This window comes from Paenibacillus sp. VTT E-133291 (assembly GCF_002264395.1).
GTDB lineage: Bacteria > Bacillota > Bacilli > Paenibacillales > Paenibacillaceae > Paenibacillus_AQ > Paenibacillus_AQ nitricinens.
In genome coordinates this window covers 1-25319 of the sequence record NZ_NFVA01000077.1, presented here as the reverse complement: position 1 = coordinate 25319, position 25319 = coordinate 1, and the positions used below count along the sequence as shown (strand labels likewise).

Genomic DNA, 25319 nt, shown 5'->3' with positions numbered 1-25319 from the left:
CCTCCTTATCACTATTTTTTAAAGTTAAATTTAGGTGAAAAAGCCTTCAATATCATAATTGAAGATAACCTTGTTTTTTTGAATAATAATAAAACAACAATATTGGCAAAAAACTGAGAGGCAAGTGTAGCCACTGCCGCTCCAAGTGCGCCATAAATAGGAATAAATAAATAATTAAGTATAACATTAACTATCAATCCACCGAATGTATACGCTAAGGTGAATTTTTGAAGCCCTTGACATACTAACCAAATTGATCTAGCTGATCCCAACATTGCAAAAGTTCCAGCCCATACACTTACTGATAGTATTTTCGCAGCATCTAAATAATCAGTACCATATAAGATCAATATTATTGGTTTAGATAGAAGGATGATAAAGATTCCAAACAATATCCCCATCCAAGCTATTATTTGATATAGTCTTTGAAGTGAATCTAAAAATCCAACTTCATCATTCTTTTTTTTCATAATCACTGGTCTGAAAGAAGTAATTACAGCCATTGGAACAAAATACCACATTTCTGCTATTCTCGCTGAAGCTGAGTAAATACCTAACTCATCTTTTGTATCCATCATATAACCTAGCATTACTTGGTCTAATCTCATATATAAAGTTATCATCAAGCCAGAAAGAATTAAATACCAACTTTGTTGTAACATTTTTCTCGCATAAGAAATACTAATATTCCAGATAGATTTATTCTCTCTTAATTTAAAATAGGAAATCATAAGAGCAACACTTACAATAATCGCATCTATTGTATAAATTAATGAAAAAGTAATTAACCCACCCTTAAAAAAAACTAATCCTAACTTCAATAGAGCCGTTACTATCGTAGTCAAGATACGAATTATCGAAGATACCCTAGCAAGTTGATATGCCTGTATCCAATATTCAATTACTTCAAAAGATTTTATAAGCATAGAAAAAGACATAATTAATACTAAAATATGTAAATTAAAATCAGTTGGTTCTATTATCTTTATTGCTATAGTTGAAAAGACAATTAATATAATCCCACCTAAAATTCTAAGAAGAAGGCTGGTAAATAAAATTGTCCCCTCATTTTCTTCTTTATTCACTATAGATTTAACAGTTAAGACCTCTAAACCCAATGTTGAGATAGCAGTAAATAAGGAAACAAAAGCTAAGGCATAATTGAATTCACCGTAATTTTCAGGTCCTAAATAACGAGCAATGATTGCAGTTATGAATATACCAATAATCATAGTGATTAATTTATCAGTTATCAACCATCCAGAATTAAATAATGTCTTTTTCGTCATTTCGGCAAAAATGAATTTTTCTTTCACTTTCTTAAATATCCCCACTATATTAAATTCACTCCAACCGTTTGTTTAATTACGTGAATTACAAGATATCACTATGTTTTTTTGTTCTAAAATCATTAATTATATTGTAATAAATTTCCATAGTTTTTTTTGTATTTTTGACTATATCATGGTATTCCAATGCATTTCTCCTAGCATTCCGTGATAGTTTAAGTGTATTTTCCTTATTTTCAAATACTTCACATAAATAATATGCTAGCATATAAGGAGCATCAAATTGATAAAAATAACCATCTTCGTTATGCTTTAATCTATCAGTAACTCCTCCTACATATGATGAAATAGATGGCACCCCTAATAATTTTGCTTCACTTAAAGAATTGGATTCATTTTCAATAGTTGATGCAGAAACAAATACATTTGATTTCAGAAATCTTTGACACATTTGTTTTTCATCAAGATATCCTGTAAAAAAGACATTGTTATATAATTTATATTTTTTTATTAGTTTTCTTATATAGACTCCATAAGAGGAAATTTTCATCCTTTGAAATAAATTATCATACTTCGTGATATCGGCTCCAGCAATATACAGTTTGGTATCAGGAAATTTTTTTAAGACTAATGGTAATGCTTGAAGCAGAAAATGCAATCCTTTGATAGTATAAGAAGCCTGGCTAACAAATATTGAATGAGGCTCACATTCATCTAATTTCCAAATATTATTATAAAACTCACTTCTTAAAGTCTCATTGCAGAAGTAATAATTAATTCCAGGATTTATTTGCGTGCTACAAGCCTTATCCCAAGTGGTTCTCCCTATTACATTTTCTACCATTTTTAATGCTTTTACTTCCTTTACCCCTCGTTTTGAGTATTTATTTTTCTGTTGAATTATGTTATCTCTCTTAATTAAATCTCTAAAAGTAAATCTGTAGGTTGCAAGCGCTGGTAAACCTATCAAGTAGTGTTGTGCGATAATAGAAACTAAACCTTGTATAGAAATTACTGATTTTATTTTTCTATCATTGCAAAGATTTATCATAATTAGTGTGTGTATAAACTCTGTTCCAAATACATGCACAATATCAGGTTTTGTTTCATTCAGTATTTGTTCAAGCATACTACTATCACTTTCATTTGTTACTGCTGCGAAAGCGAAATACGTTATTTTTTCCCCCATTATTTTTTTCACGGTTTTCACTTCATTTGAAGGAAACGCGATTGTCAAGTTAATATCCCTCTGATGTGATAACTCTTTTGACGCGTTGACAAGCCACCCTCCCAAAGGAAGAATAGTTTTGTTCATTAAATTACTAGCTTCTGGTAAAGCTATATTAGTAAGCCATAGCACTTTCATAATATCTCCTTCAACAGTCTATATATTCTTTCATTTTTTTTTCACCTTTGAGATTTTATTGAACGCAAAAAACAGTAAAATAACAATCCATGGGGTTGCACTTGTACCTACCCATCGCATAGTACTTTCGTAAATCATAATTGCTACCATAATATACATACCTTTATATGCAATATTGTTTAGTCTTCTCATTTTCCAATAGAAATATTTAGCTAATAGACCAAATAAAAAAGATTCTAAAATTATTCCCAAGTAACCAAAATCATAAAAGAAAGTATACAACATAGTAGGAAATGCATTATAAAATGAATTTCCACCTACAGAAATATACATCTGATTGTATTTACCTATATATGAGGATATTTGATTAATATCTAAACCAAGGTACCTTGATAATAGTATAAATATATCTACAATACCTCCAAAAAAAGCTCCACCAAACAATACCACTCTTTCTTGTCTGATCATATCAAATACATTTTCAAAATAAATATAAGGAGCAGTGAAATATAAAACCACTGTTTTAAGTGTATCCTTTATCGGATTACCAGTTGCATCACTTCTAAGAATTGTTATTAGCAACATAGAACCGATTAAAGCAAAAATGGAAACTCGAATTTTAACTTTTCCAATAAAACCTATTTTAGATCTTTCACTGTTCATAATCCAAGATATTACAATGGATAATCCAGATATTAGCAATAAACTGCGGCCACCAGAAGAAAATGAATAGAGTCCAACGCACAGTAATGTTGTGATCAACATAAACTTACTATAGCTTTTTTCTATTATCATAAGTGAGAGCAAAATTATACTAAAAGTAATTATTGGAACTACAAACCAATTATTTATTAATTGATCATATTTACTTGTAATATTATCTGCATAAAAGAATTCATATCTAATTGTTCCATAATCCATACCTGAGAGTAACATTTGTAGCACTGATATTGATCTTTTCACTAAATAGAGAATTATAATTATATGAAGTTTAACAATATAATTAATCGCCTTGTTTTCATTATAAGAACATTTTTCATTTAAACTCATTGATTTTTCTAAGCCTATATTAAATTTTAAAAAAACTGATAAATTAAAAGAAGCGATGGCAATTAACATTATAAAATATGTATTAATAGTGGGTACATTGATTCCAAAGAGACCCATACCAGAAATAAGTATAGTAGATCCCCACCATAAATTAAAAAATATGTATGGGTTATATAGTTTGCGATCAAATTTATAAATCAGGAATACAAATAGAAAACATATAATAGCTATTAAATAACTCATTAGAATCTCCTTATTGAAAAGTCCTTCTAATTTACTGGATCATTTTTTGGATTTTATGAATGATTTTAGCAGATTGTACAAGACTATTTTTATTTTCTAATATAAATCTCCTTGCATCTTCTCCTAATTCATCTAGTTTTTCTTGATTAATTGATAAAATTCCTTCCATTTTTTGTTTTAAAGATTCAACATTGTACTCATCAATCGTAAATACATATTTATAATACTCTTCTGGTATACCTTTTAATTTTGTTGTAAGAAATGGTGTACCTGAAACCATATATTCAAAAGTTTTTGATGGAAAAGAGTAAAAAGTATACTCATCTTCAGGATTTCTTGCATTCACTAACAATGTGGCCTTTTTCTCGTATTCAAAGACTTTATTGTGAGCTTGAAATCCAAAGAATTTCACCCTCTTATCTCTTACACTTAACTCTTTAATATAGTCTTTCATGTCCCCATCACCAAATATCCATAATTGGAGGTCACTATTTTCAAGTTGTTCAAATGCATCTAGAATATTTTTTATACCATATTCATATGCTAATGTACCTGCATACATAATTGCTTTTTCTTTCTTTAAATGTTTTAAATCTAGTTGATTATTATATATTCCTTCTAAAACTAAATAAGGTTTGTTTTTCGGATTAACTTTTTTGTTCATTTCCTCTGTAAACAAAATATACATATCATAATTTTTTTCAACAAAATTAATTAACTTTAAATAAAAAGGAAGAAGACACTTTTTTACCCATATCATATCTTTTTGTCTTTTTTGATTAATAATATCACTTGAGAGATCAGTAAATACGTTTAATCTTTTTATTCCCATTAGTTTAGCTGCCAAATATATACCTAGCGATAACGGGGTATAGTTAAATGGAGTTAATATAGTCTTCTCTTTTATTTTTAAATTACTAAACACCCAAAATAATGTTATTAAAAACCCCTTAAAAAAAAAGATCATTTCCTTCAAAAGCGGTAAATTCACACTAGATATATATGTAACATCATATTTATTATTTATTTTCTTCTTTTTATTTGGGAATAAAAGGCGTTTCCCCTTAGGATAATAATGTTCTTGATAAAGATAATATACATCTACTTCAGTATCATTTGTAAGTGAAAAACCATTTAATAATGCCATTTCAAATTTATACTGTGCTACTAAAGAAGGTAATTTTCTAGTAGCCGCAACATTAGTAAACCATTCTTCATCACAAGCACTACCAAAATACAGAATTTTCATAATTTGCACACCTCTAGAAACTTAATCATATATCTCATTAATTACTAATTAATACATCTCAAAATCATCGTTTTACAATTTTCACCCATTCGATGGCGGTTGTATTTAAGTAGAATGACCACTTTATAACAGCAGCTTTATAAACTTAATCTTTAGTATTAACCATTCCTTCTATCTAGTAACTTAATACCAATTTTATTAACAATTAAGTAATATATGATTGGAAAAATACAATAAATCAAAGAAGTTATTGTAATTTTAAAATCCGGAAATTTAAGCAGTTTCCTCATATAAGTTTTAGAATTATATTGCTCTGCAGATTCAGAAAAAATACGATAGTTCTCACTAGCAATAGCATTCTGCCACAATGTAGCCCATACCCATCTTGCTATTCCGAAATTAATAAATTCACGAGAAAAATCAGGTCTATTATTTTTAAAATGTCCTTCTAATCTTTTCATTAACTGAAATCCATCGGTTCGTCTTTCGTCAACAAAACTCATAGCAGAACCTTGGCGTGTTCTATAGATATATAATTCATTTTTGTTTATTGAAACACTCTTCGAATAAGAAATTAGCTTCCATACCATTTCAAGATCCTCACTGTAACGATATCCTTCTGAGAACCTTAATTTATTTCTCTCTATCAACTCCTTTTTAACTAAAAGAGTGCATGCTCCTGATACAAATTCATGGTATAAATATTTTCTTAAAGCTTCATAAGAAGTTACTGTTTCATGAAATTTATCATTATAATAATCTTTATATCTTTTAACTGAATAATTCTCCGGTACTTTTTTAAAACCGCAAAACGCCAAATCAGATCCATATTCATTGAGCATTCTTCTTAATTCACTTAAATATTCAGGAGCAACCATGTCATCAGAATCCACAAAGCAGATATAATTCCCTTGAGATTCATTTATCCCTTTATTGCGAGCTGCACTAACTCCAGAATTCACCTGATTTATTAATCTTATTTTCAAAGAACTTTGCTTAATATACTCATTAACAATAGCGGCTGAATTGTCTGTTGATCCATCATCGATAACAATTATTTCAAACTCACGTTCTATTTGATATTCGAAAGATTGAAGACAAAATTCTATATATTTTTCAACATTATATAGCGGGATAATAACACTAATCATGCTGTTTCCCCCACACAACCCTGTTGATAATACCTACATAACTTTGGATAATTTTCACTACCTTTACTGATACATTATCATCGATGTAATCAATAGCTATTTTGGTTTTCACCTTACCTTTGGACATCTCATAACTCAACTCTATTCCTTGCAGAATAGTTTTTTCATTTATACCACCAACAACTATTGTCCCTTTATCAAGAACTTCAGGTCTTTCAGTCGAAGTTCTCAACAAGACCCCCGGAAACTCTAACATTGCACTTTCCTCAGACAAGGTACCACTATCCGAAAGAACGCAATAACTATTTTTCTGCAACTTGTTATAGTCTAAAAAACCAAACGGTTTGAGATTCTGAACAAGTGGGTGAAACTTAAAATCTCTTTGTTCAATGTATTTCATGCTTCTTGGATGAGTAGAGTAAATTACAGGCATTTGAAAACGCTCAGCTATTTTATTAATTGCTGTCATAAGCGATATGAAATTCTGCTCGTTATCAATATTTTCTTCACGATGCGCGGACACGATAATGTATTTTCCTGTTTCTAAATTCAATCTCTCAAGAACATCACTTTCATCAATTTTGTCCATGTGAGCCTGAAGCACTTCTTGCATTGGAGAGCCTGTAACAAAAATATGTTCTTTACGGAATCCTTCCGTTAGAAGATATCTTCTGGAATGCTCTGTATAAGGCAGATTAATATCAGAGATATGGTCAACAATCTTACGATTGATTTCTTCTGGAACATTTTGATCAAAACATCTGTTGCCTGCTTCCATATGGAAAATAGGCACTTTCAGTCTTTTAGCAGCAATAGCACTAAGTGCGCTATTAGTATCACCTAAAATTAGAAGAGCATCAGGTTTTTCTTTCTCTAGCACTTCAAAAGATTTAGCTATAATATTCCCCATGGTTTCACCAAGGCTTGTTCCCACTGCCTCTAGAAAATAATCGGGTTGCCGAAGTTCAAGTTCATTGAAAAATACTTCGTTCAAAGTATAATCCCAGTTCTGTCCAGTATGTACTAAAATATGATTGAAATATCTATCGCAAGCCTTAATACACTCAGATAAGCGAATGATCTCTGGTCTGGTGCCTAAGATTGTCATGACTTTAAGTTTTTCCATTAATTAAACCTCCAAGTAATAAGTATCTGGTTTCTCAGGATTAAACAATTCATTAGCCCAGAAAAGAGTTATCACATCGGTTGCACCAGTATTAGTTATAGAATGTGTGTATCCAGGTGGAATATCAATTACTTTTAATGACTCCCCAATCACCGGATATTCAATAATCTGGTCACCTTCAATTTGTCGGAATCTTACAACAGCTTTCCCTTCAATAACAAGGAATTTTTCTACCTTCGTATGGTGCCAATGATTCCCACGAGTGATACCTGGTTTAGTCCGGGATATAAATACTTGTCCTGATTGTTTAGTCTTAATAAATTCCGCTAGCCAGCCTCTATTATCATGTTTCATTTCTAGATCATAACCAAAATCATCTTCAGCCAAATATGAAAGATAGGTGCTATAAAGAAAACGTTCAAAATCACTTTCTAAATCAGTGATGACGAGAGTATCTCTGCTATCTTTAAAGTTCTTTATACTTGTTTCTAAATCTCCCAGTTTAATTTTGAAAGATCTCGGTGAGACAGTATAATTGTTCTCATTTTTCATTTCACAGTTATCCATTACATTAATGAAGGATTCAATAACTTCATCAATGTAAACCAGAGATATCTCTGCATCTGGATCATTGATTTGGATTGGAATATTCCTACTAATGTTGTAACACCAAGTAGCGACCACAGAGTTATAGTTTGGTTTACTCCATTTGCCAAACACGTTAGGAAGCCGATATATGTAAGTGTTTACTCCAACAGTTCTCCCATAATGTGAAACTGTTTTTTCTGCTGCAAATTTACTAGTTCCGTATGGATTACTTCGCTCAGCTTGTATCGAAGAAGTTAATACTATTGGTGTTTTTTTAGTGTTTTTATTTAACAGTTTAATCAACTGTTCTGTATAACCTAAATTACCACTCGCAAAATCTTCAATATTCTCAGGACGATTGATTCCTGCCAAATGAAAAATAAAATCCGCTTTAATAGCACACTCTTCTAATTCATTTAATGAATGCTTGGAGCCAATCTTCAATACTTCAATATCTTCTCTTCTACTTAATGTTGCAACTAAATTTCGTCCGATAAATCCGAATGCACCTGTTACCAAGACAGTTTTCATATCAGTGTACTCCTGCCAATAGTTCTTTTTTGATTGATTCTAAACCTAATAAAAGTTCCTTTATCCCTTGAATATCTAATCTCTCTGTATTATGAGAATTATATTCCCACCCCTCAGAGATTTCCTCATCGCCTTCTTCAAAAAACTTATTATAATTCAAATCTCTAGTATCTGCTGAGACGCGATAATAACTTCCCAAATCCTCTGCTTTAGCCATTTCTTCACGTGTTAACAACGTTTCATATAGCTTCTCACCATGTCTAGTTCCAATGACTCTTGTTTGACTATCTGACTGAAATAATTCCTTCAAAGCAAGAGCCAACTCTCCAATAGTAGATGCAGGAGCTTTTTGAACGAATATATCACCTTGTACTGCTTTGTTGAACGCAAATAGTACAAGTTCCACAGCATCTTCCAATGACATTAGATAACGAGTCATATCTGGATCTGTAATCGTAATATCCTCATAATTTTTAATTTGATCAATAAATAATGGTATTACCGAACCTCGGGAGCACATAACGTTACCATAACGAGTTCCACAAATTAATGTGTTCTCATGAGAAACTGTTCTGGATTTAGCAACCATAACCTTTTCCATCATCGCTTTGGAAATCCCCATTGCATTTATCGGATAAACCGCTTTGTCTGTTGAGAGACAAACTACTTTCTTCACTCCAAAGGCAATCGCAGCATTAAGAACATTCTCGGTTCCGATTACGTTTGTCTTCACAGCTTCCATAGGGAAAAATTCACAGGAAGGCACTTGTTTCAAAGCTGCTGCATGGAATACATAGTCAACATTATGCATAGCCGCTGCAATACTGTTATAGTCTCTCACGTCACCAATAAAAAACTTAACTTTATCGTTTTTTAGTTCCTTTCGCATGTCATCTTGTTTTTTTTCATCGCGTGAGAAAATTCTAATTTCTCCGATTTCAGTATTCAGAAATCTCTTTAATACGGCATTACCAAATGAACCTGTACCACCAGTAATTAAAAGACACTTATCTTTGAACATATTTCATCACCTTTTCGTAAGTTTATTTAATTGATGAATTAAACTATTCATGAAATTTTGTTTACTAAAATTCCTTTCGTAATAGATACGCGATTTTTCACCATACTCTACGATCATAGTAGGTTCCGAAATGAATTCTCTTATAATATCTGCTAGTCCTTTATAGTTCTCAGCTTCACAACATAAGCCACAACCAGACTCTAGAATCACTCGTCTTGTTTCACCGTCTATTGCTCCAATGATGGGTTTCCCAAAGGCCATATACGACTGAACTTTTCCTGGTAAAGTACGTGAAATGTTCTCATTTTTATTTAAAGTTACGAGAAATGCAGAAGCTTTGGAATAAAATCCAGGCATCTCTTCAACAGATCTCTTCCCATAAAAAATAACATTTTCATTTAGCTTTAGCTCGTTTACAAGCTCCTCACATTTTAACTTTGCAGACCCATCTCCAATAATATGCCATTTAATAGTTTTTATATCTCTCAACTCATGTGCAGCTCTTATGATTGTGTCTACACTTTGCATTTCACCAATATTCCCAGCAAACACTAAATTCATTTCTAAATTATTAATGGATTTATCATGTTCAAGATTTCTACTTAAGAACAATTCTTCTGCATATTGCGGTTGATAAATAAGATGGTTATTATCCAAACCAATAACATCAGTTAGGTAATTCATAAATGATTGTGATGTAACAGAAATAACATCTGCGCTTTTATAAATCTTCCTACTTAATTCCAATAGATACCTATACATAAATGAAGAATGATCTATACCCGCTGCTGCAATGCTTTCTGGCCAAATATCAAGGCAATATAATGCTAACTTTGTCTTATTTATTTTTTTATAAAGTATTGCAGGTATAGCCATAGTTACAGGTGATAGTTGATAAACATAGACAACATCGTAATCCTTTTCAAGAAAAATGGCTTTTATAGAAGCCGCAACAATAAAGGATAAATAATTTAATGCCAGTTTTGGATAGTTTTTTCCACGAGTAAAGATAGGTACTCTCTTTACTTTTACACCACCCACTATTTCGGCTCTCTTTCTAAACCAAGAATAACCTCTATATAATTTCCCTTTTGGGTAATTTGGTAATCCAGTTAGAACAGTCACATCATGTCCTTCGGATACCAGTGTTTCACATATATCATTTATTCTGAATTGCTCAGGATAGTAATACTGACACACTACCAGAATTTTCATGATCGTTCACATTTCCTTATTTGATCGAAGTATGCTGTAATTTCAAATTGCATCTGTTTTTATCAGTTAATTAGTTAAATTATTTTCAGTTGTCTTGTCATATAGCTTACCACCTTCAACAATTCCATTAGCTGTTGAAACTTTAAAGATGGTCTTTAAAAAAACCTTAACATCTAAAACCACGCTTTTATTTTTCACATAAAATCCATCATATTCTGCTTTAACAATGTTCGGTAGCTCATCTCTACCATTAATTTGTGCCCACCCCGTCAATCCAGGTTTGATATCATTTGCCCCGTACTTATCTCGCTCAGCAATCAGATCATGTTGATTCCATAACGCAGGGCGAGGTCCAACGATACTCATTTCACCTTTAAAAATATTGATAATCTGAGGTAGCTCATCCAAGCTTGTTTTCCTTAGGAACTTACCTACTTTAGTGATAAAAAAATCCGGATCCTTCAATAGATGAGTCGGCATATCATTAGGCGTATCCGTTCGCATCGTTCTAAATTTGAGAATATAGAATTCCGATTTATTTTTGCCTAATCGCTTTTGTTTAAATAGGACAGGGCCTTTAGAGCTTGTCTTAATCACGATCGCGATGATCAAAAAGACCGGCCATAACACTAACATTCCGATTAAAGCCAACAGAAAATCAATGGTTTGTTTCACGTAAACATAAGGTCTCATAAGTTCACCTGATCCTTTAAGTTACTATTTTCTATCTATGTACATCATCTCTATGTCCAAGAGACATAGAGGTGATCGTCTTATCTTGTTTAGTTCGACATTCCCGCAGCTAATTTTTTCCCCAACTCAAGCGTCGCTTCAAATTCACTTCTATACTGTTTAATAATCTCCGTACTATATCCGTTACTGTTCAGTTTTTGTTCAGTGTCGGCTATTATACTGTTGAAGTTGGAAGTAAATGAAGCTAGCTGTTGTCCCCCTTTAGCCATAATGCTTTGCTTACTCGCTTCATCTTTTGCTCCAAGATACTCTCCTAAAATGCTCATTAAAGTCGATTCGCTTTGTTCTCTAAGCGCAACAAGTTTAGCTTCAGTTTCACTTGTTATGGTTTCATAAGAGATCTTTCCATTTCCCGCAGCACCACCAACTGTTGTACCGGTTGGTACTGGTGTCGCTACTGGAGATGGATCCTTCGTACCACCTTGTTCTTGATAAGCCTTGGAAGCAGCAGTAATGGTTTTCGTCTTCTGATCCCAGCTAATGTTATGACCTACAGATTCCGATAAAAAACGTAGAGGTACATATAAAGAGCCATTTAGGATAAAGCTGGATTGCCCCGTAGGTAATGCCTTAGCTGCACCGTTAAATACATAACTTGCCTTCACTTGATTGAGTACAAGATTCTTAGATACTGCTGAAGCACTATTCCCGTTGGTTGCATTCATTAGATACTCTTTAATCACAACTAGCTCTGAACTGCTAGGCTCTGCTACATTAACCTTAACGTTCTTAGCATCCCAAGCTACACTCTTTTGTAATGCATATGACATAAAGCGTAATGGAACATAAGTTGTATTGTTATACATGAATACATATTGACCTGCAGGTGTCCCAATACTTTCTCCATCAAAAATCATATTCACGTTCATACTTTGTACTTTGACCGTAGTTGTTGCCGTCTTCGTTGTTGCACTAGGTACCGCCGCTGCTGATACGGAAATAGGAGCGGATGCCGTTAAGGGTGCTAACCCTATTGAAGCTATTAACGATAGAGCTATGACTGGTAACGTTGCTTTAGACATACTTATTCACTTCCCTTTTCTTTCGCTTTTAATTGCTCTTCCTCTTTAAGGACTTGATTACGTGTCTTCCCTTGACTCACGCCATACTTCTTTGCGACCTGTGAAAGCTCATTATATTGTTCTTCAGAAACTTTACCGAGGATGATACTACGTGCTTCCTGTTTCTCATCAAGCGTCAGACCACCCTTAGCTAGATCTTTTAGCCGATTAATATCAGATACACTTAGTTGACCGAGTACAATAGCAGCTACATCTGCTTTATCCTTCATCGTTACATTCTCTTGAATTTCTTTAGCTTTATCTGTTGAAACCTGTGCAGTATATCCATCTGAAGAGCCATCTTTCGAATCTGTTGATGGTGTTTTTGTAGGTTCGCTAGTAGTTGAAGCTGTTGTATCTTTTCCAGCTTCACCAGTATCTTTGCTTCCCACATCATCTGTTGATGGAGTAGGTGTTGCAGACGCTACTGGATCGACTTTACCATCCACTACTGTATCTTTAGGTGTAGTTCCTTGATCTTGACCACCACTAACTTGATCCTCAGACTCCAGATCAAAACCATCCACCATAGAATTCATCAGCTTATCGACCGCATAATTCGCAGCGAACAAACCACCAATACCCAGCACTACAATGACTGATAGGGTCCATAAAAGGATCTTTTTCCATCGTTTATTAAACACTTGCATATCCCCCTTTATGAATGAATTAGCTAATAGCAACTTGGGCAACGGGCTGCATCGGTACAATTTGATTGATTATTTCGCGTATAACTTCAGGTTCTTCAGCGAGAACACGTTCCAAACGTTTAAATTCCAGTTCAAGCTGATTCAGACTGATTACATTAGGTCTACCGATAAAGATTCTTCCATGATCTGTAGAACCTAAATTCTCTTCATCCGTCAACAGCTCTTCATACAACTTCTCACCCTCACGAATACCGGAGAATTGAATATCAATATCCTTATAGGGTTCATAACCTGAGAGTGTAATCAAATCTTCAGCTAAGGTTAGAATCTTTACCGGTTCACCCATATCCAGAATGAATACTTCTCCACCTTTGGCAAAAGAGCCCGACTGGATTACAAGCTGCACAGCTTCTGGAATCGTCATAAAATAACGAACCATCTCTGGATGAGTAACCGTAACCGGACCACCTACAGCAATCTGCTGTTTAAAGGCCGGGATCACACTTCCACGACTGCCAAGCACGTTTCCAAAACGCACAGCTGAGAACTTCGTTCTACTCGTGGTATGCAAACTCTGCACATACATTTCTGCAATTCGCTTTGTTGCACCCATCACACTTGTTGGGTTAACCGCTTTATCTGAAGAGATCATTACAAATCTCTCCGCACCATATTTATCTGCACAATCCGCAACATTTCTTGTTCCAAACACATTATTCTTAATCGCCTCGGAAGGGTTGCGCTCCATTAATGGAACGTGTTTATGTGCTGCCGCATGAAAGACAACATGTGGATTATGACTACTGAATATGTCCATCATCCGACTGCGGTCCTGTACATCTGCGATTACGGTAACAATATTCAGATCAGGAAATTGCTTACGAAGCTCCATTTCAATCGTATAAATGCTATTCTCGCCGTGTCCAAGCAGCATTAACTTGTCCGGGCCGAATGGCGCAATCTGCCGGCAGAGTTCTGAACCAATCGATCCACCAGCCCCCGTAACTAACACAGTCTTGTGGTGGACATACCCTAGGATACTGTTCAAATCCGCTACAATTGGCTCACGGCCTAGTAAATCTTCAACACTAACATCTCGCAGTTTCTTCACGGATATTTTCCCCGCGATCAGATCGTTAAGTGCGGGTATAATCTTAAGCTTAGCACCGGTCTTCTTTGCCAGATTAATAATTTCAGAGATTTCAGTACGTGAAACTGAGGGCATGGCGATAATAATCTCATGAATTTCCCGTTCTTTCACAATAGCGGGGATCGCGTAACGATTCCCTAACACGGGCACACCCAGTATAGACATATGATATTTATTGATACTATCATCAATGAAACCTACCAGCTTCGTATGAGCAAAAGTCGGCCCCATCATTTCCCGAGCAATTAGTATTCCACAATCCCCTGCACCTACAATTAGTGTTTGGGTCTTAGTGTCTTTGTAATTAATTCGGTCATTATGGAGTACTCTCCACAAAAACCGAACCCCACCTACTAATAAAAGAATGGTCTCCATCGACCTAACTTCTATTGCAAGGGGGACTCTATCTGGCAAAATCAGATAAGCTAGGGCAAATGAAAACAAAGACCCTACTACAATGGCTTTAGAAACCGATATAATCTCACCAATGCTGGCATATTGCCACATTCTTCGGTAGAGACCAAAATATATCAAACTTCCCCCGAATGCAACTGTTGCAATCAAGCCAAATTGTAGCATCTGTGCACCGTATTCCTGAAGAGCGTGGTTAGGATACCGAAATAAATAGGATGTCACAATGCTGAACCAGATGATTGCTAGGTCAATGAGGAATAATAGAACCACTCTAGATTTCGCTGTCATTTTCAGTGCCTCCAAAAACAACATTATTGTTTAAGAACCTATCAATTTCCATAGTAGTAGTAATAGTAACCTTCGCTGGCTTTACGTTTTACATTATTGAGCACCACGCCAAGCATTTTTGCACCTACACGATCAAGGTTAGCTTTAGCTTTTACAGCAATATCCCGCTTTACCTTGCCATAGCTGACAACCATAATGACACCATCACTCTTGGAAGCCATGATCTGCGCATCTGTAACCGCCAATAACGGTGGAGTATCAATAAGAATGACATCATAACGCTGGCGCAAGTCCTGTAAAAGAGTGCTCATTCGATTAGAAGCCATCATTTCTGCAGGATTTGGAGGAATCGGTCCTGAGGTCATGATGGAAAGATTGGAAACACCAGAATCTTGGACCGTATCTTCAAGAACTGCCTGCTGCGACAGTAGTGAAGAAAGCCCAAATCGGTTACTAAGCGAAAAAGTCTTATGTGCTGTAGGCTTCCGCAAATCCGCGTCAATCAACAATACCTTCTTATCTGCTTGAGCATAAGCCGCCGCCAAGTTAGCAGAAACCGTAGATTTACCTTCCTCCGGTCCGGACGAAGTTACCATAATCACTTGAATAGTCTCATCCACAGAAGAAAAATCAATATTCGTCCGTAGCGCACGAAACGCTTCAGATACAGGGGAGCGAGGGTTCGTAACGGTAATCAGATGACGTTGTTTATTTGGCAGCTGTGACATGTTCGAGTTCGCCCGCCTTTCTGGATGTTTGCGTCTGTGCCTGTGTTATGCCTTGTTTATTTTCTTCTGAACCCAATCTTGTAATCATTGCAATCGTTGGCAGACCAAGATATCTCTCAATATCGGCTTCAGTCTTCAGCGTATCGTCCATGTATTCCAGCAAGAAAGCAATCCCTAAACCAATCATCAAGGAAACGATGAAAGCTATAGCCATATTCATTAAGACATTCGGTTCTACCGGTCCTGGCTCGATAAGTGGATTCACTTTGGCCTCATTCAGAATCGATACATTCTCCACATTAAATAGGTTAGGAATCTCATCCTTGAATACAAGTGAAATGGCATTCACGATTTCAGCGGCTCGCTGATACGAATTATCTCGAACGACAAGTGTCATCACCTGCGTATTATTGACAGAGCTCACATTAACCTTCTTCAACAGCTCTTCAGCAGTAATATTGAACTGCGGATAATCTCTCGTAACAATATCAAGGATGGCTGGAGTCTTAATAATTTCCTTATACGTATTAATTAATTGAATATTAGTATTAATCTGGTTCAAATCAAGCTGTGCTGCTGCCGATTGTGTCGGAGTCTGGTTAACAATAATCTTAGTGGATGCTTCATACACCGGATTCTTAATATACAGACTGTACACACCAGCAACACCGCACACCAAAACAACTATGCTAACAATCAGCCATAGTCTCTTCCTGACGATCTGAAAATAATCGCGAAGATCCAATTCTTGTGATGACAAGTGTAATTACCTCCAAGCTATTTCTGAAATATTTCGTTACTATATTACAGTACTTACCTATTGGCAAAAAATTGCCTCCTCTCACCTACATGAGAGGAGGCTGTATACTATACTTTTAAATTTACTTACTTGAAGTTAATAGTACGGTAGATAATTACTGCTGCTTCAGCACGAGTTGCCGTATCGTTCGGGTTGAACTTACCAGCATTTCCGATAACCAAGTTATGATCTGCTGCAAATGCTACGCCATCTCTCAAAGATGCGCTGATCTTAGCAGCATCGGAGAATTGGCTAATTGCCGTTACATTCGTTGTTGCAGCTGGATGAATAGATTTCACTGCGCGGGAGATCATTGTTGCCATCTCTGCACGTGTGATAGTTGCATTAGGATCGAACTTGTCCGCACTGCGGCCAGTAATGATTCCTTTTTCTGCTGCAACCGCTACATAAGGTGCATACCAAGCAGATGAACTTACATCATTAAAGCTTTGTACAGCAGAGTTATTCTCCAGATTAAGCGCACGAATCAGCATTTTAGCGAACTCTGCACGAGTTACATTGCTCTTCGGTGCGAATTTGCCTTCGCCTACGCCTTCAATCGCACCTTTTGCAGCTACGACTTGAATTTGTTTGCCAGCCCATGCTTGTACACTAGCAATATCCGTAAAGTTCACTTTATTCTCAAGCACTGCATAGGATGAGAATGTATCACGTGGTTCTACGATGAACTCTCCATCAAGCACTCCACCTTGGAATTGCAGGCTTCCGTATACAAGCTTCGCTACGGACAGCAATTCTTTATCAAGACCATCAGTATTCTTAAGTGGAAGTTTAATGGTAATTGGTTGTTTGAATGTGCTAGTCGCTACACCATCCACACTGAGTCCGAACTCGTATACATCCGAAGCCAATTTCAGTTTGGTAACAGAAGTTACAACTTCTGGTTTAGCGGTAGTTACTGTCAATGCAATAGCTGTGCTGAACTGACTTACAGGAATCGTTACGGTTACACCATTAAAGGTTACTGCGATATTCGCAATGCCGTTCGTCTTAGCTGCTTCAACAATAGCTTTGGACAACGGAACTTCAACAGTAGGCGCAGTGATCGTACCAAGATTCAATGTCAGCGTGAGGGCAGTACCTTCTTTACCGGCAGCTTTAGCTGCAGCAGCAAGATTAGCCAAGGCATTGATTGTATCGGTATCTACCAATTTCACAGTTGCTTTACCATCTACTACTTGTACCAGTTTAGATACATCATAAGTAGCCGCAGCTGCCAATTTTTGATCCACAGTTAGTACAGGTGGAGTCGTTATGGAGCCGGAACCGGAACCAGAGCCCGGAGTACCAGGTTCAGTAGTTGTAGACGTTTTAAGATACGCGTTGTAGTAAGCTTTCGCCAGAACTAGCGCAGCTGCTTTTTCATTCTTAAGTGTTGATTCAACATTATTCTTGGTTGCTGAAATCATATCTTTAGTAATCTTAAGTTCTGCTAGAGACGCTCTCAAGGAATAGTTGGCAGAACCAATGGTGCTATCGAGAACAATACCCTTCACTTTATTCGCGAGTTCACTGTTCGGATGAGCAATAAGATCAATCAGATCAGATTCTGATTTTCCTTTTAGCAAGTTAATTAGCTTCTGTTCAACGCCGTTTGAACCAAAGATGAAGCTGTAAACTTCTTCAACCGAAAGATCTGTAACACCAGCTTGTTTACCGATTTCCTTCAGTAGCGCTTGATAAGCCTCATAATTAGGGGACTTCAGAATATCTGTAACTGCGGATAAATCCGGAGTATAGATAGACGATACTACTTCTAAATAGAAATCAAACAATGTAGATTTTTGTCCATCGCTGAGTTCAAGTTGAGCCAAAACAGGCGCGAAATCTTTTTCCAGTTGCTCACGTGAAAGACCTTGAAGCTCAGTACGGAAATCACGAAGCGTCTGCTTATCAGCATCAGTAAGCGTGCTATAAAGCTTCGTTGCGCGCTCCTTCAAGCTTGCAAAATCCACGCTAGTTGCAGCGGATGCTGTTCCAACGATCCCAAACTGAGCTGCCAATCCTTTGCTGCTAAGCGGAAGTCCTGCTACTGCAACCGCTGCCATGCTAACTGCTAATGTCGATACTACTAGTTTCTTTTTCAAAGTCACTAAATATCCACCTCTTTATATGTATTTAAATTCTCGTGTTACTATAGTCCTAGACTATTTCACCTTATGTCTACACTATTACGTATATCAACGATTCACCCAATAAAACCCATTCTACCACTATTAGGTAGATTAGTCAGCCCTTTCGGGAAAAAATCCCAAACAATTTGTGTCGATTCCTCCTTTTTTGTACGTGATTACCATGATTAACCTCACCATTTGCCACAATTTGCTGAGAGTTCTCGCGCATATAGTCGCGCATCTCAGGACCTAATTCTTTCTCTAAAACCACATAAGCAGCATTTAATCCAAAAGGACGATGAACACTGTCATGTGCATCAGAGGCCAACACATGTACTGCATTTCTACGACATAACTCCAGGGATAGCTTCTGAAGTTTACTCCCGAAGACGCCTGCAAGACTTTGTGCGGTTACCTGACCGAGTGATCCCAGTTCTATCAATCTTTCTAACTTAGAAGGATCGGCAGCTACTTCAGCATTACGCTCCGGATGGGCGATGACCGGAACGAACCCTTGAATGATCAATTCGTGACAGATTTCTTCCATGTTGCGTGGGACTCGTGAAGAAGGCATTTCTAGCAAAATATACCGCGAGTCTGCAAGACTTAGCAGTTGCCCCCGCTCCAGATCATCCAGTAAATCTCCGTACACTCTGATTTCCTGACCTGGAAGAACAAGCAGTGGATTGCCATGCTGACGAAGTTTCTCATTCATCAGATCCACCGCTTCTCTTATACTAGCGGAGTTATTCATATATTGACCGTTGGCGTGATGTGGTGTGGCAATGACGGATGTAATTCCGTCCCTATAGGCGTCTTGCGCCATGGCGAGAGCGGATTCCCAATCAGTAGCTCCGTCATCCATAAAGGGTAAGATGTGGCAATGGATATCTTTCATATGTTATCTATCGGTCCCTTCCCATAGAAAATTTAGTTTTACCCACAAAAAAATACAACCATTCCCAAATGGAATGGTTGCTTGATTGTAAATGAGTTCTTGTCTTAGGCTTCAGTAGGTTCCTCTTGCTGAGGTTCATTTCCATCTATTTCAGCATCCTCAGAATCTGGAGAGGAGAGAACATACCCGTCGATCAATCCCCAAAGCTCTTCTTTACCAAGGCCAATCTCTGAAGAGAATGGAATGAAATTATCCCCTGGCAGCACGCCAAGCTCCTGCTTCATGATCTTGATATGCTTTTGCCAGCGAGTCTTCGGAATCTTATCCGCCTTAGTCGCTACTACACACATAGGAAGATCATAATGCTTCAACCAGTCGAACATCATCTTATCATTGCTGGTCGGCGGATGACGCAGATCCACGATGAGCAGAACAAGCTTCAACGTATCACGCTCAGATAGATATTTTTCCACCATCTTGCCCCATGTCGCACGTTGTGTCTTCGACACTTTTGCATATCCGTAACCTGGAAAGTCAACAAAATACATGCTGCCTTCATTGATACGGTAATAGTTCATATGCTGGGTCTTACCTGGGGTGGAGCTTGTCCGAGCCAGATTCTTGCGGTTAATCATTCGGTTAATGAGGGATGACTTCCCTACATTGGAGCGCCCTGCCAGAGCAACCTCTGGCAAAGCATCATCAGGGTATTGATCAGGGCCAACGGCACTGATTATAAATTCGGCAATATTAACTTTCATAGGACTTCCTTTCTAATGCACACTACTCGGTGGCTCACTGCTAATTTCATTATGATGCTCAACTAACGCATGATGCAAGACCTGATCCATGTTAGATACTGGTATGAACTCCACATCATTGCGTACGCTCTCTGGAATTTCTTTTAGATCACGTTCATTATCTTTGGGAAGAAGGATCTTTTTATATCCGGCACGGTGTGCAGCTAGAGACTTCTCTTTCAGTCCACCGATCGGCAATACACGTCCACGTAGAGTGATCTCACCGGTCATGGCCACATCCTTCGAAACATAACGCTTCGTAAGTGCGGAGATCAATGCGGTAGCAATCGTAATCCCTGCAGATGGGCCATCCTTCGGAATCGCACCTTCAGGAATGTGGATATGAATATCAATCTTCTCATAAAAATCAGGCTGGAGCCCCAGCTCCTCCGCTTTCGAACGTGTATAACTGAAAGCGGCCTGCGCTGACTCCTTCATTACATCGCCCAGTTGTCCAGTAAGTGTCAGCTTGCCCGTTCCCTGCACAACAGTCACTTCGATCAGCAGCGTATCGCCACCAACCTCAGTCCAGGCCAGTCCAGTTACTGTGCCAATCTGATCTTCAAGCTCCGCCATACCGTAACGGTATTTCGATGCACCTAAGTAATCCTTGATGTCATCCGGCAGAATGACTACACTTTCTTTTTCCTTGGACACTATCTGTTTCGCGGCTTTGCGGCATAACGCTGCAATCTGCTGCTCCAAATTACGCACACCGGATTCACGAGTATATTCGCGCACGATACGTAGTAAACTGTCGTCTTCAATGATCAGCTGATCTTCTGCAAGACCATGATTCTTCTTCTGCTTCGGCAAAAGATAACGGCTACCGATCTGCAATTTCTCCAGTTCCGTATAACCCGGTATAAACAGCATTTCCATCCGATCCAGTAGCGGACGCGGAATGTTATGCACAACATTCGCTGTTGTAACAAACATAACGTTCGATAAATCAAACGGTAACTCTACGAAATGGTCACTGAACGTATTGTTCTGTTCCGGGTCCAGTACCTCAAGCAATGCTGAGGATGGGTCGCCACGGAAATCTGCAGCCATTTTATCAATTTCATCTAGCAGAATAACCGGATTAATCGTCCCTGCCGTCTTCATCCCTTGAATGATTCGGCCTGGCATTGCCCCCACATAAGTCCGGCGATGACCACGGATCTCCGCTTCATCACGCACACCGCCAAGCGAAATGCGAACGAACTTACGATTAAGTGAACGGGCGATGGAACGAGCGAGTGAGGTTTTACCCACACCTGGAGGCCCTACAAGACATAGGATCGGACCTTTTAGCTTCTTCACCAACTGCTGAACAGCTAAATACTCCAATACCCGCTCCTTTGGTTTCTCCAAACCGTAGTGGTCCTCATCGAGTACTTGCTCTGCCTTCTTAATGTCGAGGTCATCTTCTGTCTGTTCATTCCAAGGAAGACCCAGCAGCCAATCCACATAGTTGCGAATGACGCCACCTTCCGCTGAGCTCACTGGCATTTTTTCCAGACGATCGATTTCCTTCTCCATCTTCTCTTTCACGCGTTCCGGCAAATTCTTCTCTTCCATGAGATTCCGCAGTTCTTCCGCTTCTCCCACCCGGCCTTCCTTCTCGCCGAGTTCTTTCTGGATCGCTTTCATTTGCTCGCGCAAATAATATTCCTTCTGCGTCTTCTCCATCTGCTTCTTCACACGCTGATTGATCTTGCGTTCAAGCTCCAGCACTTCACGCTCATTATTAAGAATATCAAGAAGCTTCTCTAGCCGTTTACTGACATCAATCGTCTCTAGAATTTCTTGCTTATCCTTAATTTTTAGCGATAAATGACTCGTAATAACATCCGCAAGACGACCCGGCTCCTCAATATCGGATACAGCAGCCAGTGTCTCTGGTGTCACTTTTTTGGATAACGTTATATAGTGTTCGAACTGATTAAGTACTGTACGCATCAGCGCGTCACACTCTTGATCGCCATCTTCCTCTTCTGGTAGCTCGCGCGCCATAACTTCATAATACTCATCATTATCGATATAATTAATAATTTCGGCTCGTTCTACACCCTCAACCAGTACACGAATCGTACCGTTTGGCAGCTTCAGCATTTGCCGCACATTCGCGACAGTACCGACCCGAAAAATATCGTCCTGACCAGGCTCTTCAATATTCACTTCCGACTGTGAACACAGAAGAATTAAATTATCTTCAACCATAGCTTTTTCTAGTGCCCGAACTGACTTCTCACGGCCCACATCCAAGTGAAGAACCATGCTTGGGTACACAAGAAGACCTCTTAGCGGTAATAAAGGAAAACGACGACCTTTTGTTTTATTTGTCATCATCGCTTTCGCACCTCCCATGGCTCTCAATTAATCTCATATGAATTCATTCTAACAAAAGCAGCCCCAAAACACCAACAAAGTACTTGCAATTTAAGAATAAACAACCTTATTATCCTTAAAAAACAGCAACGTTTCTCAAAGAAATGTAAGGATTATGGAAAGTGTGAATTTATACTTTAAAAAAGGAAGCAGCAGACACGCCTGCGGCTCCCTTTATATTCCAGCGGCAAGTCTCGATTTACTTATCGAAACTATAACACACCCTAGCTTACATTCCAGGTAATATTTAAAGCTTAACCCTTTGCAGACTCTCCAGCGGCATCGGCCTTCAGAAGCGAAGGTGCTGCAGAGAATAGCTCACCAGCTACTGCAGGAAGCCTTACATCTGCTGTATCAGCACCAAACAGATGACGGAAGACCTCATCCACCGTTTCCATAGGAATGACGCGTAGTGGGGCGAGGTCAGCGAATAGGGACTGCCAGTTTTCTTTTGGAATAAGCACCGTAGTAGCTCCCGCCTGAAAAGCAGCCTCCACCTTCGCAATTACACCACCAACAGGCTTCACACGGCCATGTATACCTATCTCACCAGTGATCGCTACGGTATTATCCACGGGAAGACCACGAATGGCGGAGACAATAGCCACTGCCATCGCAACCCCTGCTGAAGGTCCGTCAATGGGGGTTCCACCTGGAAAGTTCACATGCAGATCATATCGGTCCGGCTCCAGATTCATGGTGCGCAGTACGGTCAATACGTTCTCCACGGAGCCTTTAGCCATGCTCTTTCTCCGAATTGTACGAGAACCTCCGCCAATCTCTTCCTCATCTACCACTCCGGTTACGTTCAGTCTACCTTGACCGTTCTGCGCAGGTGCTGCGGATACTTCGATCTCGAGCAAGGTGCCCATTCCCGGTCCATACACTGCAAGTCCGTTAACTAATCCAATCTGTGGCGCGGAAGGAATTTTGCGCTCTGTTCGAAGTGGCAGCTGGCTACTGCCTGCTACCCATTCTACATCAGCAGCATTAAGCGTATCTCTCTGCTCCGTTAGCGCTAATCCAGCTGCGAGCTGAATCATATTGACTGCCTCCCGGCCATTTGTTGCATATTGCTGCACAACAGTGACTGCATCCGGGCTTGGCTTCAGTCCGATCTTCTGTATCGCGTCACGCGCGATGACCGCAATCTCATCTGGCAATAGCGGACGGAAATAAATCTCCATGCAGCGTGAACGCAGTGCTGGAGAGATCTCATCCGGGGAACGCGTAGTCGCGCCAACTAAACGGAAATCAGCAGGTAATCCATTTTGAAAAATATCATGAATATAAGCCGGAGTATTATTGTCCTCCGAATTATAATACGCGCTCTCTAGCAGCACCTTCCGGTCCTCCAGCACCTTTAGCAGCTTGTTCATCTGAATGGGGTGAAGCTCACCGATCTCATCCAAAAAAAGAATCCCGCCATGTGCTTTTGTCACCGCGCCCGGCTTCGGTTGCGGCACGCCTGCCACACCCATAGCTCCGGCACCCTGATAGATAGGATCATGCACCGATCCGATTAACGGGTCAGCAATACCTCGCTCATCAAAACGAGCGGTTGTCGCATCGATTTCAGTGAATTTGGCATCGTTTTTAAAAGGGGATAGCGGATTGCGCTTTGCCTCTTCCATGACCACCCGTGCCGCTGCAGTCTTGCCGACTCCCGGCGGACCATAAATAATCACATGCTGCGGATTAGCACTGCATAATGCGGCCTTCAGGGCGCGCAGCCCGTCTTTTTGCCCGACAATATCTCCAATAGAAGCCGGCCTAGTTTTCTCCGACAAGGGTTTGGTTAATGAAATCATACGCATTTTCCGTAGTTTATCCAGTTCTTTACGCGACTCTCGGTCTACCGCCGTCTTGTTTGTCTTCTGACCCCGCAGCAGATTCCAAAAGTATACGCCGATAACCAGCGCGAAAAAGAGCTGCACGATCATCACAACTATACTTAATTCCATAGGTCATCCTCCTGTTTCGTTCAGTCTACCTTTCCACCTTTGGCTACTATTAGGTAGTATAGCCGTTTCGGTAATTAGTAAACGCACAAATGAGGATTTGTTGAATTGTTGGTGTAGGACAGTCGGTGGAGTCCTGAGATTTAGTAACAAACTTGTTTGAATGGGGGGAAGTAACTTGATTAGTCTGGGTTCCTCGGTAATGATAATTATCTTAAATAAACTGAACTCACTAAGTACGCAAAGTAACCTTATTAATTTATTTCGCTAAATATCTACTCATTTGCTCAGTTATGACCCAATTAGTAAGAACTATAGGGAAAACCTCCCTATAGTTTGAAGAAAGTAGTCCCAATGAAGGGCTTATAGGGAATTCTCCCCATATTACGTTGATTCAAGTAAAAACAGCTACTTATAGTGAATTTATAAGGAGGTTTTCCATATAAACTCACTTTTCGAGCAAAATCGGTCTATTTA

20 protein-coding genes are annotated in these 25319 nt (G+C 38.4%); all 20 read right to left on the bottom strand.

What is annotated here, in order from left to right; translation table 11 throughout:
- Nucleotides 1-11: 11 nt before the first annotated feature.
- The 20 genes from CA598_RS24270 to lonB all read right to left on the bottom strand — a co-directional run bounded on the left by CA598_RS24270 (nt 12) and on the right by lonB (nt 24845).
- Nucleotides 12-1334, bottom strand: coding sequence for a flippase (locus tag CA598_RS24270; protein ID WP_256990625.1), 1323 nt, complete (start codon nt 1332-1334; stop codon nt 12-14).
- A gap of 40 nt (nt 1335-1374) precedes the next feature.
- Entirely contained in the window at nt 1375-2655 is a 1281-nt protein-coding gene (locus CA598_RS24265; RefSeq protein ID WP_094878179.1) for a glycosyltransferase family 4 protein, read from the bottom strand.
- Nucleotides 2656-2685: 30 nt separating this feature from the next.
- Nucleotides 2686-3948 (bottom strand): O-antigen polymerase, encoded by a 1263-nt coding sequence (locus CA598_RS24260; protein WP_094878178.1) that lies wholly within the window; start codon nt 3946-3948, stop codon nt 2686-2688.
- Nucleotides 3949-3979: 31 nt separating this feature from the next.
- Nucleotides 3980-5197, bottom strand: coding sequence for a glycosyltransferase (locus CA598_RS24255; protein ID WP_094878177.1), 1218 nt, complete (start codon nt 5195-5197; stop codon nt 3980-3982).
- A gap of 158 nt (nt 5198-5355) precedes the next feature.
- Nucleotides 5356-6348 carry a glycosyltransferase family 2 protein gene (locus CA598_RS24250; protein ID WP_094878176.1) on the bottom strand — a complete coding sequence of 331 codons (993 nt, stop codon included), beginning with the start codon at nt 6346-6348 and terminating at the stop codon, nt 5356-5358.
- On the bottom strand, nt 6341-7474 hold the full coding sequence (gene wecB, locus CA598_RS24245; RefSeq protein WP_094878175.1) for a non-hydrolyzing UDP-N-acetylglucosamine 2-epimerase: 1134 nt from the start codon (nt 7472-7474) through the stop codon (nt 6341-6343). The genes CA598_RS24250 and wecB overlap by 8 nt, the downstream gene beginning before the upstream one ends.
- A 3-nt stretch (nt 7475-7477) precedes the next feature.
- A complete protein-coding gene (locus tag CA598_RS24240; protein WP_094878174.1) occupies nt 7478-8593 on the bottom strand; it encodes a polysaccharide biosynthesis C-terminal domain-containing protein in 1116 nt (371 codons plus the stop codon).
- A gap of 1 nt (nt 8594) precedes the next feature.
- A complete protein-coding gene (locus CA598_RS24235; protein WP_060621839.1) occupies nt 8595-9614 on the bottom strand; it encodes a polysaccharide biosynthesis protein in 1020 nt (339 codons plus the stop codon).
- Nucleotides 9615-9620: 6 nt separating this feature from the next.
- On the bottom strand, nt 9621-10829 hold the full coding sequence (locus CA598_RS24230) for a glycosyltransferase family 4 protein (RefSeq protein ID WP_094878173.1): 1209 nt from the start codon (nt 10827-10829) through the stop codon (nt 9621-9623).
- Between the two features lie 66 nt (nt 10830-10895).
- Complete coding sequence (locus tag CA598_RS24225) at nt 10896-11522, bottom strand: sugar transferase (protein WP_094878172.1); 627 nt, start codon at nt 11520-11522, stop codon at nt 10896-10898.
- Between the two features lie 89 nt (nt 11523-11611).
- Nucleotides 11612-12604, bottom strand: coding sequence for a copper amine oxidase N-terminal domain-containing protein (locus tag CA598_RS24220; RefSeq protein ID WP_094878171.1), 993 nt, complete (start codon nt 12602-12604; stop codon nt 11612-11614).
- Between the two features lie 2 nt (nt 12605-12606).
- Nucleotides 12607-13287 (bottom strand): hypothetical protein, encoded by a 681-nt coding sequence (locus CA598_RS24215; RefSeq protein WP_094878170.1) that lies wholly within the window; start codon nt 13285-13287, stop codon nt 12607-12609.
- Between the two features lie 25 nt (nt 13288-13312).
- Nucleotides 13313-15145 carry a polysaccharide biosynthesis protein gene (locus CA598_RS24210; RefSeq protein ID WP_094878169.1) on the bottom strand — a complete coding sequence of 611 codons (1833 nt, stop codon included), beginning with the start codon at nt 15143-15145 and terminating at the stop codon, nt 13313-13315.
- Nucleotides 15146-15186: 41 nt separating this feature from the next.
- A complete protein-coding gene (locus CA598_RS24205) occupies nt 15187-15873 on the bottom strand; it encodes a CpsD/CapB family tyrosine-protein kinase (RefSeq protein WP_060621833.1) in 687 nt (228 codons plus the stop codon).
- Nucleotides 15854-16633 carry a YveK family protein gene (locus CA598_RS24200; protein WP_094873518.1) on the bottom strand — a complete coding sequence of 260 codons (780 nt, stop codon included), beginning with the start codon at nt 16631-16633 and terminating at the stop codon, nt 15854-15856. The genes CA598_RS24205 and CA598_RS24200 overlap by 20 nt, the downstream gene beginning before the upstream one ends.
- A gap of 125 nt (nt 16634-16758) precedes the next feature.
- A complete protein-coding gene (locus tag CA598_RS24195) occupies nt 16759-18786 on the bottom strand; it encodes an S-layer homology domain-containing protein (RefSeq protein WP_094878168.1) in 2028 nt (675 codons plus the stop codon).
- Nucleotides 18787-18922: 136 nt separating this feature from the next.
- Complete coding sequence (locus CA598_RS24190) at nt 18923-19705, bottom strand: tyrosine-protein phosphatase (RefSeq protein WP_094873522.1); 783 nt, start codon at nt 19703-19705, stop codon at nt 18923-18925.
- 104 nt (nt 19706-19809) lie between these two features.
- Nucleotides 19810-20466, bottom strand: a complete 657-nt coding sequence (yihA, locus tag CA598_RS24185) for a ribosome biogenesis GTP-binding protein YihA/YsxC (RefSeq protein ID WP_256989994.1) — start codon at nt 20464-20466, stop codon at nt 19810-19812.
- A gap of 12 nt (nt 20467-20478) precedes the next feature.
- Nucleotides 20479-22842 carry an endopeptidase La gene (gene lon, locus CA598_RS24180; protein ID WP_042191259.1) on the bottom strand — a complete coding sequence of 788 codons (2364 nt, stop codon included), beginning with the start codon at nt 22840-22842 and terminating at the stop codon, nt 20479-20481.
- A gap of 293 nt (nt 22843-23135) precedes the next feature.
- Nucleotides 23136-24845 carry an ATP-dependent protease LonB gene (gene lonB, locus CA598_RS24175; RefSeq protein WP_094873524.1) on the bottom strand — a complete coding sequence of 570 codons (1710 nt, stop codon included), beginning with the start codon at nt 24843-24845 and terminating at the stop codon, nt 23136-23138.
- Nucleotides 24846-25319: the final 474 nt, after the last annotated feature.

Excerpts from the sequence above, each read along its gene's own strand:
- CA598_RS24265 (WP_094878179.1), bottom strand. The coding sequence starts at position 2,655 with ATGAAAGTGCTATGGCTTACTAATATAGCTTTACCAGAAGCTAGTAAT.
- CA598_RS24260 (WP_094878178.1), bottom strand. The coding sequence starts at position 3,948 with ATGAGTTATTTAATAGCTATTATATGTTTTCTATTTGTATTCCTGATT.
- CA598_RS24255 (WP_094878177.1), bottom strand. The coding sequence starts at position 5,197 with ATGAAAATTCTGTATTTTGGTAGTGCTTGTGATGAAGAATGGTTTACT.
- CA598_RS24250 (WP_094878176.1), bottom strand. The coding sequence starts at position 6,348 with ATGATTAGTGTTATTATCCCGCTATATAATGTTGAAAAATATATAGAA.
- wecB (WP_094878175.1), bottom strand. The coding sequence starts at position 7,474 with ATGGAAAAACTTAAAGTCATGACAATCTTAGGCACCAGACCAGAGATC.
- CA598_RS24240 (WP_094878174.1), bottom strand. The coding sequence starts at position 8,593 with ATGAAAACTGTCTTGGTAACAGGTGCATTCGGATTTATCGGACGAAAT.
- CA598_RS24235 (WP_060621839.1), bottom strand. The coding sequence starts at position 9,614 with ATGTTCAAAGATAAGTGTCTTTTAATTACTGGTGGTACAGGTTCATTT.
- CA598_RS24230 (WP_094878173.1), bottom strand. The coding sequence starts at position 10,829 with ATGAAAATTCTGGTAGTGTGTCAGTATTACTATCCTGAGCAATTCAGA.
- CA598_RS24225 (WP_094878172.1), bottom strand. The coding sequence starts at position 11,522 with ATGAGACCTTATGTTTACGTGAAACAAACCATTGATTTTCTGTTGGCT.
- CA598_RS24220 (WP_094878171.1), bottom strand. The coding sequence starts at position 12,604 with ATGTCTAAAGCAACGTTACCAGTCATAGCTCTATCGTTAATAGCTTCA.
- CA598_RS24210 (WP_094878169.1), bottom strand. The coding sequence starts at position 15,145 with ATGACAGCGAAATCTAGAGTGGTTCTATTATTCCTCATTGACCTAGCA.
- CA598_RS24205 (WP_060621833.1), bottom strand. The coding sequence starts at position 15,873 with ATGTCACAGCTGCCAAATAAACAACGTCATCTGATTACCGTTACGAAC.
- CA598_RS24190 (WP_094873522.1), bottom strand. The coding sequence starts at position 19,705 with ATGAAAGATATCCATTGCCACATCTTACCCTTTATGGATGACGGAGCT.
- yihA (WP_256989994.1), bottom strand. The coding sequence starts at position 20,466 with ATGAAAGTTAATATTGCCGAATTTATAATCAGTGCCGTTGGCCCTGAT.
- lon (WP_042191259.1), bottom strand. The coding sequence starts at position 22,842 with ATGATGACAAATAAAACAAAAGGTCGTCGTTTTCCTTTATTACCGCTA.
- lonB (WP_094873524.1), bottom strand. The coding sequence starts at position 24,845 with ATGGAATTAAGTATAGTTGTGATGATCGTGCAGCTCTTTTTCGCGCTG.